Raw genomic sequence first — 8852 nt, forward strand, 5'->3', positions numbered from 1 at the left:
CTTTACCTCTGCTGCGCACATTCATTAACCGATAAGTCACGCAGGCAAAAGTGAGTATAAATGTAGGAAACAAAAAACAATCATAAATTTTAAATCGTAATCATTTCGATTTGTGGGAGGAGTAAAAAATATGGCCACATGGGACTTAAGCAATACTCAGCATCACGTTCTTATTTGCAATGGCAGCAGCTGCAATAAGGCGGGGGCAGAGGAACTGACTCAAGTGATCCGTAAAGAAATTGCCGCCCGGGGGTTGGATGACACGATCCATACAACCCGCACACGCTGTAATGGGAGATGCCAAGATAAATGTGTGGTAATCGCCTATCCGAGAGGGGAATGGTATAAAGATTTACATCCGGAAGATGCCTCCTTGTTCGTTGATTCTCTTTTAGTCGATAAAGATTATACAGGTAAAGTAAGTCATTCATTTAATGGCCAAGGCTTTGAAAGGGAAGACGGAGTTGTCGTTGGAGTAAGAAAAGACAAAGAAAAAGTAAGAAAAGTATCAAAAACACTTTGAATGGAGGAAGAAAAAGGTGGCTTCTATAAAATCAAATAAAATTCCTGTTACCATTCTGACTGGCTATTTAGGGGCGGGAAAAACAACACTATTAAACCGAATACTCACAGAAAAGCATAATCAGAAGACAGCTGTCATTGTCAATGAATACGGAGAAGTTGGAATAGACAATCAGCTGGTCGTTGGTGCCGATGAAGAAATTTTGGAAATGAACAATGGCTGTATTTGTTGTACAGTTCGTGGAGATTTGATTCGCATCCTGCGAACTCTTGTCTTTTCAATGGAAGAAGGGAAAGTGAGGTTCGATCGAGTTTTGATCGAAACAACCGGTTTAGCAGACCCGGCGCCAGTGGCTCAAACCTTTTTTATGGAAGAGATGCTGTGCGAAAAGTTTGAAGTGGATAGCATTGTCACCGTAGTAGACAGCAAGCATGTCACAAAGCATCTAGATAGTCATGATGAAGCACAAGAGCAAATAGCTTTCGCTGATGTGATCATTTTAAATAAAACGGATTTAGTATCTGATGATGACTTGAGTGTCTTGGAGAGAAGAATTATCAAGATGAATCCTGCAGCTAAAAGAATGCATGCTCAAAATTGTAATATAAACTTACGAGATATTTTAGGGATTCACACGTTTGACGTCAATCGAAAGCTAGAAATTGATCCTCACTTTTTAGACGATCATCATCATCACCATCATGATGATCACGTGTCATCGATTGCTTTCCGGGAAGAAAAGCCTCTTGATATGAATAAGGTCGAACAATGGATGAGTTACCTTATTCAAGAGAAAGGAGAAGACTTGTTGCGATATAAAGGAATTCTTCATATTCAAGGGATACAGGAACGATTAGTGTTTCAAGGCATTCATATGCTATTTTCAGGGCGGCCTGATCGGAAATGGAAAGAGAATGAAACAAGGTTAAGTGAACTCGTTTTTATTGGAAAAAACTTAAACAAAGAAGAATTGGAACAGCAATTTAACAATTGCATAGCCAATCCGCAGCCTACTTTGTAAGACAGGATCACTAAGTAGGCTGACGGGCCGATAAACGATTTTATTGACGATAAGCTGGCATGAAATTTAAGTTGATTTTTATATTCGCAATGAAAGGAGGACGCCTTTACCATGCTTGATAACCTGTATCGGCAAGTGATCTTAGACCATTATAAGCACAAGAGAAACTTCAAGGAAGTGAAGGGGGAAAATGTAAAAAAGATACATTATAAAAACCCTACATGCGGAGATGTAATGACTTTATTTATTGAACTTGAACAAAGTCAGGTGAAAAAAGCAGCCTTTCTAGGTGAAGGATGCAGCATTAGTATGGCATCTGCCTCCATGATGACAGAGCTTATTAAGAACAAATCATTAAAAGAAATTGCCGCGTTTAGGAAAGCATTAGAACGGTTAATCCGACATGGAGAGCTGCCGGATAGAATTGATTTAGGGGACAGCTTATCTCTGCAAGGAGTGCATGAGTTAAAAGCAAGACATAATTGTGCATTAATGACCTGGCAAGCCTTGGATAAGGTTTTAAAAAATGAAAAGGAATATGATACGCATTAGAGTTTAGAAAAGTTTCAATGTGTATTTTTAAAAATAAAGTTTGATCAAAAATCCTATATTAAAATTTTAATATAGGATTTTTAATTCTGCTGTCATTCTCAGGATATTACATGTCAAACTTCTAAGTAAGTGATTGCTTATCTTCCTATCTGTACCCGGACATTAATGAACTCTTGTCTGGGTGCTTTTTTGTCTTTTTTGCCTATTAAGGGTTCATTAAAGAAAACAAAGTCTCCATCATAACCGGTAATGACTAGAAAATGTCCTTGGTACGTAAACTACAACTATTAACGAAGCTGATTAGCTGTTTGAGTAGAAAGAAGAAAGTGTCAATTCATTTTCACTTTCCATACTTACTTCAAGATTAGGTAACAAAATATAACCTATAACGATACATATAAGATTTTTAAATAACAATTTTCAAAAATGTTCTAAACATAAATTAGGTATGATTCTATCACTAGGAGTGAAGCTGAATATGAAGTTGAATACACTGTTGATGAATATTACAAATAACGCAAATGAATCCATCCATCATATCGACATTGAAGGAATCTCAACTAATTCTTCTTCTGTACGTCCAAATGAATTATTTGTAGCGATTCCTGGTTATAGTGTGGACGGTCATGCGTTTATCGAAGATGCCATTAAAGCTGGAGCCAGTGTGGTAGTGGGGGAGAAAGATTTAAAGGGATTAACTGTACCCTATATTCGAGTATCCAACAGCCGTTTCGCCCTTGCAAAAATGGCCTGTCAGTTTTATGAAACCCCCTCAAAAAAACGGATTATTGTTGGCATTACAGGGACAAATGGCAAGACGACTACTTCTTTTATGCTCAAACATATTCTGGAGTCATCCGGCCGGACCTGTTCTTTATTCGGTTCTGTAATGAACATTGTCAATGGACAAGTTTCGCCTGCCGTAAATACAACTCTGGGCGCTCTTGAACTGCAGAGGCAGCTTGCATTGAGTAAAGATGAAATTATTATAATCGAGGTTTCTTCCCATGGGCTATCACAATATCGAGTGGGAGGTATGGAATTTGATTACTGTTTATTTACAAATTTGGATCATGATCATCTCGATTATCATCGTGATATGGAAGAGTACTTTTCGGTTAAGGCAAGTTTATTCGATCAATTAAAACCAGACGGAAAAGCAATTATTAATCACTACAACAGCTGGGGAATGAAACTGGCAGATCGACTGAAACTAAACGGCTGCAACATATATACATTAGGAGAGGAGAGATACTGTGATTTACGAATCGACAAATTTATTTCAGAAGAAATTAACTCTGCAGTGGTGCTTGAGCAAAATAAGAGCGTTCGATTAAAGCTGAATATTTTAGGAAAGCACAATATATTTAATGCCTCTATGGCTTATTTAACTGGTCGAGAGCTTGGTCTTGAAAGCAGTAAAATTATTCATGCGTTAGAAAAACTACGAGGCGTTCCCGGGAGATTTGAAGTCATGCAGCACCCTAAAGGAGCTACTATCGTAATTGATTATGCACATACTCCTGATGCTCTCTATCACTGCCTGCAAACAGCAAAAGAAAAGGGAGCCGAACGCATTTTTCACATATTTGGATTTAGAGGGAATAGGGATACGGAGAAACGAAGAGAAATGGTTAGTATTTCTCAAGAAATGAGTGATGCCAGTATTCTCACTTTAGATGACTTAAATGGGATCTCTTATGAAGATATGGAGAAAGACCTTCATAAGTTAAATCTTCAACAAAAAGGTTTCGTCATACCTGATCGAACTATGGCGATAAAATGTGCCTGGGATCAGGTTGATGAAGGAGATTGGGTGTTTATCACAGGGAAAGGTTCAGAGGCATATCAACAACAGTATCATTTACCGACCGCTTCTGATAAAGAAACTGTGCAATACTTATCACAATAAATGGAAATAACTATAAGGTAGAGCAGCTCCGCTAATGGTTAACTCATTATAAACTTGATGAAAAGAGGAGTAACAAAGTGCCAACAATAAAATAATAGCAGGCAAAATATTTTAAATTACCTTTCGCCATAATACCCATAAGCCATTATTTGTTTTATATCATGTGAAATTAAATGAATTCTGTCCTCTTTTACGTGTTTTCATCTAACTAATTTATTCTGCTTTAATATGTCACACATCCAACAGTTCCATTCTTTTTAAGGAGGATTAAGCGCACCGAATTAAAACGGTATTTTATCATACAAATTGTCATTGGAAGAAACAGCTGAATATTATAAAAGACGAGGGTTTAAAATTGTGCTGCTCATCGTGTCGCGGGAAATGGACGGGAAAATCAAACCCCGCAAAGGCGGGATATGGGGGCATTAACATGTATAAAGTAGGGGTTTGGGTGGAGGTCAAAAATAGGAATGCCATTGGATTCGTTCTAGAGGCGAGCTATCAGGGGGCAACCGTATTCGTCATTAAAGGCGGAAAGCCGATTGGGGAACATAGATACAGCTACCACCAGTTAGTACTTATGGGCGATTATCTAACAGTGGGGGAGCTTCTGGATTTGGCCAAACTGACGGTGGATTTAAATCAAAAAGAATGGTTCATGGAAATAACGGAGCGGATGAAAGAAATATCTGGATGAAAGTTGCAGCCAGTTCTAGATTTTAATTCACAAAGAGGGATAGGAAAATTCGCATCGATGTGAATTTCCCTATCCCTTTTGGAGTTGGGCGATGAAACATGCCGTCTTTTAACAGAGCCCCGCTGCCGTGGCCGATCATTGATAGTAGGTTAATGTGAGATTAATTTAGCATTTGAATTATTATATACGGCTAGTTTATCCACGATTTTTTTACTGGATGAATTTAAACCTTTAATGGTCACTGTGTTATTGTTCTCGCGGTATTTAATGACTGCTTTATCAACAGCTCCTACAGCTGAATCATCCCAAATATGTGCATTAGAAAAATCAATGATAATATTTTTGTTTTCAACAGCAAAATCAAATGATTCTACAAAATCTTCTACAGATGCAAAAAATAATTGGCCTTCTACTTCAAAGATCGTACTTTCATTTTCTTGTCGTCTTTCTACCTTAATCCTTGAAATTTTGGCTACAAAGAAGATGGCACTTAAAATGACACCTGCAATGACTCCTTTTGATAAGTCATGCGTGGCTACAACGATGATAACTGTTACCAACATAACGGCCGCATCACTTTTTGGTGCTTTTCTTAAATAAGAGAACGATGACCAGTCAAACGTACCAATCGACACCATGATCATGATCCCTACGAGAACAGGCATGGGAATTTGTACGACTAAATCGCCTAATGCAATAATTAAAAACATTAAAAATAGTCCTGCAGTCAGGGTAGATAAGCGGCCGCGGCCTCCTGATTTAACATTAATGACAGATTGTCCAATCATTGACCTTTCGTCCCAAAATGGAATCTTTTTGAAACTATTTTAACTAAAAATTTATGTTATGATAAGGGAAAACTTCTTTATAGTTAGGGGAGTCTATATGTTAATAGGCTATATGAGACCTTATCATGAGGATCAAAGTTGTGATATCCAATTAAAAAGTCTAACAGAATTAAATTGCAAAAAAGTTATCGCGGAGGAACATTCGTCAGCAAAAAAAAGAACGCAGCTTAAAAGCATGATTGATAACCTCAAACAAGGTGATAAAATAATTGTCACACAACTTTTTGCACTGGCAGATTCAACACGCCATTTAGTCGAGCTTTTAGAATCAATCGAAGCCAAAGGAGCTTGTATTCAATCGATTAAAGAGGGGATTGATACAAGCAACACACAAGGATATCAATTTAGTGATATTGTGAAGCACCTTGTTGAATTCCAAAGCGATGTCATTAGCGAAAAAACTAAAAAAGGGCTGCACAAAGCAAAACAAAAAGGCATCACTACAGGACGGCCAAGAAAACCAGATGAAAATGTCCAACGTGCCATTATTATGTATGAAAGTAAAAAATACAGTTTGAATGAAATGAAAAATGAAACAGGCATTAGCAAATCAACTTTATATCGGTATCTAGAAAATTAAACAATAAACACCGTCCGAATAATTGGACGGTGTTATGTATATTTATAAGAACAAAATTAAAGGGCTTTATTGTCACCGATCAATTTTATCAATGAAATGTTGAAGATATTTGCTATCATAAAAGAAACGGCAAAAATGGGGAAGGGTTAGCATATGGAAATTCATTTAGTAGCAAAAGATGAGTTAGAGGCTCAAGGGATTCGGTGGATGATCGAATCACATCTGAGCGGGATTCGGCTGATTTTGTGGGAGACGATTGAACAGTTTGAACCAAGTATCGAGAAGCAGCAGCCTCCATTTGTTATTTTAGATATGGATGGATGGAGGGCTGAAAATGAACATTTTGGCGAATCGCTGCGACAGAAGGGGATCCGCTGGTTAGGGATTTCATCTGAGCGGATTTTTCAGACAGCTTACCGGGCGCTGCGTTTCCGTGCGGAAGACGTTTTATTTCGCCCTTTTTCTCCGACTGATGTAATTAAGCATATACAACAATTGCGTTACCAGCTGCGGAACGCTCCAAGTTACTTTACAAATAAAATATTAGAAGAAGCAGATTCGTTCGCGATTCATTATCCGGATCTTTTTTTGACAGAGCGCGCGCATGAAAGCCCGATAGCGATGGCCGCCTTTTTAACCCCTCATTCTATGACGCTGCCATTAGTATATGATGAATTGCAGCGATATCCATTTACCGGGAGAAATCAAATATTTGCCTTATCTGATTTTATTCTGAGTGTTCAAGAACCGAAAGAAGCCGACGTATTTAAAGAAGAATATCAAGCTTTTTTGGCCCGTTGGAAAGAGCGGATGGATGAACCGCTTGCTATTGTGATCAAGACAGCGTCATCCGATGATTCAATTAAAACAACATATAAGCAGACACGGCGATTAACTCGGCAAGTTTTTTTCGAGGGCTATGATATTATTTTGGCAGAAAATGAAGGCATGTCACCGCGGGAAATGGATCCCTTTTTAACACCTTTAGAACAGCGGCAATGGATTGAAATGCTTGAAAAGCGGGATACGAAGGCTATTCGCGATTGGGTTGAACAAGAATTCTTGACATACGAAAAGCCTTATCCTGACCCGGAAATTGTGCGGATCCGCCTGACGAGTGTTTTGGCGCAAGTCCGCAGGCATATGAAGTCATATGAACTTCAAAGTGCTTCATTGGAAGCTGTCTATCATGAAGTGTTTCAACAAATTGTCCATCTGCCCGTGATCTATCAAATCATCAACGAATTACTTTTATTTATCGACCGCCTGCTGTTGCAAGATCATGGATCATTAAAAGAAGGGCCGCGTACGCTTGTTGAGAAAGCACGGGAATTGATTGAATCTAATTATTGGGATGCTCAGTGGAACCTAGCGGCATGTGCCGAGACGCTCCGAATCAATAAAAGTACGCTCAGCCGTCGTTTTGCGGCGGAATCGGGACAAACGTTTCGTGATACACTACATCAAGTCCGCTTAAGGGAAGCGAAACGCCTCTTGAAAGAAACAGATTTATCATTGGAAGAAGTGGCTCGATTAGCAGGATATACTCATCAAACGTACTTTAACGCTAAATTCAAACAGTTTGAATCAAATACACCGTCAGCCTATCGCTCCGGATTATAAAAAATGAAATCACCAGTGCTGGTTTATGCACTGGTCGTTTCTGTTTATGCACGACTATGGTGGATTTCTGCAGAAGAATCAACGAAATGGGGGTGTTTCAAAAGCAACGAACAAGACACTTATGGGACAACCCTTTTGATCTTGAGAAATGCAGGAAAGCTTTGTTCACGAATCCAACGCGTTGATCCTCAAAATGCAGTCTTTGTTCACGATTTCAGTCTACTGAAAAAAGAGGATACCGAAATTTCTGTGCTCACAAGCTCGGTTTGTACAAAAGAAACTCCAAAATATGCACATTGTCTATCCTGATGACAAAAAGTTATACAAAATAGTTAAGTTTATTTTTAAAAATGATAAATAAGTGAAATTATTCGTAATAATATATGAAAAAGTAAATTGTTTTTAAATTAAACATAAAATAATCATTAAATAATAAGTAAATATTTTTACTATTCCTTATAAAATGAATATAACAACTTGAGGGGGTAGAAAAAATGAAGGCGATTACAAACAATAAGGTTGTCCGTTACAGAGGAACCGAACTAAATACAAAAGGCTGGCAGCAAGAAGCCGTCCTTCGCATGTTGATGAATAACTTAGATCCTGAAGTAGCGGAGCATCCGGAAAAGCTCGTCGTCTACGGAGGCATCGGAAAAGCGGCCCGTAACTGGGAATCTTTCGACGCGATTGTGGAAACGTTAAAAAATCTTGAAGAAGATGAAACGCTGCTCGTTCAATCAGGAAAGCCAGTCGTTGTCTTCAAAACACATAAGGATGCGCCGCGTGCATTAATTGCCAATTCAAACATTGTTCCCGCTTATGCAAACTGGGATACATTCCATGAACTGGATCAAAAAGGCCTGATGATGTATGGACAAATGACAGCGGGAAGCTGGATTTATATTGGTTCTCAAGGAATTGTACAAGGAACGTATGAAACGTTCGCGGAGCTTGCGAAGCAGCATTTCAACGGCACGCTCAAGAACACGATCACTCTTACAGCGGGCCTTGGCGGTATGGGTGGTGCACAGCCGCTTGCGGTGACGATGAATGGCGGTGTCGTAATTGGTATTGACGTCGATGAAACGAGAATTGA

At 38.7% G+C, this 8852-nt stretch carries 8 protein-coding genes and 3 pseudogenes; 9 read left to right on the forward strand and 2 right to left on the reverse strand.

Annotated elements, in window-relative coordinates; all coding sequences use genetic code 11:
• The first annotated feature begins 130 nt into the window (after positions 1 to 130).
• The 4 genes from F9802_RS17790 to F9802_RS17805 all read left to right on the forward strand — a co-directional run bounded on the left by F9802_RS17790 (position 131) and on the right by F9802_RS17805 (position 4008).
• The gene (locus tag F9802_RS17790) at positions 131 to 523 is read left to right on the forward strand and encodes a (2Fe-2S) ferredoxin domain-containing protein (protein WP_152154381.1); all 393 of its coding nucleotides are present in this window, start codon (positions 131 to 133) and stop codon (positions 521 to 523) included.
• Between the two features lie 16 nt (positions 524 to 539).
• On the forward strand, positions 540 to 1544 hold the full coding sequence (locus F9802_RS17795) for a CobW family GTP-binding protein (protein ID WP_152154383.1): 1005 nt from the start codon (positions 540 to 542) through the stop codon (positions 1542 to 1544).
• A gap of 111 nt (positions 1545 to 1655) precedes the next feature.
• Positions 1656 to 2096, forward strand: coding sequence for a Fe-S cluster assembly sulfur transfer protein SufU (gene sufU / locus F9802_RS17800; protein WP_152154385.1), 441 nt, complete (start codon positions 1656 to 1658; stop codon positions 2094 to 2096).
• A gap of 478 nt (positions 2097 to 2574) precedes the next feature.
• Complete coding sequence (locus F9802_RS17805) at positions 2575 to 4008, forward strand: UDP-N-acetylmuramoyl-L-alanyl-D-glutamate--2,6-diaminopimelate ligase (protein WP_191992039.1); 1434 nt, start codon at positions 2575 to 2577, stop codon at positions 4006 to 4008.
• Between the two features lie 46 nt (positions 4009 to 4054).
• On the opposite strand, the pseudogene F9802_RS20015 reads toward F9802_RS17805, so the two are convergent.
• Positions 4055 to 4153: pseudogene (locus F9802_RS20015) on the reverse strand (undecaprenyl-diphosphate phosphatase); the annotation flags it as partial.
• 285 nt (positions 4154 to 4438) lie between these two features.
• Between F9802_RS20015 and F9802_RS17815 the strand changes: the two are divergent.
• Positions 4439 to 4705, forward strand: coding sequence for a hypothetical protein (locus tag F9802_RS17815; protein WP_152154389.1), 267 nt, complete (start codon positions 4439 to 4441; stop codon positions 4703 to 4705).
• A gap of 149 nt (positions 4706 to 4854) precedes the next feature.
• On the opposite strand, the pseudogene F9802_RS17820 reads toward F9802_RS17815, so the two are convergent.
• Positions 4855 to 5496 (reverse strand): annotated as a pseudogene (locus tag F9802_RS17820) (SulP family inorganic anion transporter); the annotation flags it as partial.
• A gap of 94 nt (positions 5497 to 5590) precedes the next feature.
• On the opposite strand from F9802_RS17820, the gene F9802_RS17825 reads away from it, so the two are divergent.
• From F9802_RS17825 to F9802_RS17840, 4 genes and pseudogenes are all read left to right on the forward strand, one after another.
• Positions 5591 to 6133 (forward strand): recombinase family protein, encoded by a 543-nt coding sequence (locus F9802_RS17825; protein ID WP_152154391.1) that lies wholly within the window; start codon positions 5591 to 5593, stop codon positions 6131 to 6133.
• Between the two features lie 153 nt (positions 6134 to 6286).
• Positions 6287 to 7756: a response regulator transcription factor gene (locus tag F9802_RS17830; protein ID WP_152154393.1), complete on the forward strand. Its 1470-nt coding sequence runs from the start codon at positions 6287 to 6289 to the stop codon at positions 7754 to 7756.
• Positions 7757 to 7759: 3 nt separating this feature from the next.
• Positions 7760 to 8065 carry a hypothetical protein gene (locus F9802_RS17835; RefSeq protein WP_152154395.1) on the forward strand — a complete coding sequence of 102 codons (306 nt, stop codon included), beginning with the start codon at positions 7760 to 7762 and terminating at the stop codon, positions 8063 to 8065.
• Positions 8066 to 8250: 185 nt separating this feature from the next.
• Positions 8251 to 8852 (forward strand): annotated as a pseudogene (locus F9802_RS17840) (urocanate hydratase); the annotation flags it as partial.

Origin of the sequence: Bacillus aerolatus (assembly GCF_009183655.1) — a bacterium.
GTDB lineage: Bacteria > Bacillota > Bacilli > Bacillales > Domibacillaceae > Pseudobacillus > Pseudobacillus aerolatus.

Coding starts and splice junctions, on each gene's coding strand:
- F9802_RS17790 (WP_152154381.1), top strand. CDS start 131: ATGGCCACATGGGACTTAAGCAATACTCAGCATCACGTTCTTATTTGC.
- sufU (WP_152154385.1), top strand. CDS start 1,656: ATGCTTGATAACCTGTATCGGCAAGTGATCTTAGACCATTATAAGCAC.
- F9802_RS17805 (WP_191992039.1), top strand. CDS start 2,575: ATGAAGTTGAATACACTGTTGATGAATATTACAAATAACGCAAATGAA.
- F9802_RS17815 (WP_152154389.1), top strand. CDS start 4,439: ATGTATAAAGTAGGGGTTTGGGTGGAGGTCAAAAATAGGAATGCCATT.
- F9802_RS17825 (WP_152154391.1), top strand. CDS start 5,591: ATGTTAATAGGCTATATGAGACCTTATCATGAGGATCAAAGTTGTGAT.
- F9802_RS17830 (WP_152154393.1), top strand. CDS start 6,287: ATGGAAATTCATTTAGTAGCAAAAGATGAGTTAGAGGCTCAAGGGATT.
- F9802_RS17835 (WP_152154395.1), top strand. CDS start 7,760: ATGAAATCACCAGTGCTGGTTTATGCACTGGTCGTTTCTGTTTATGCA.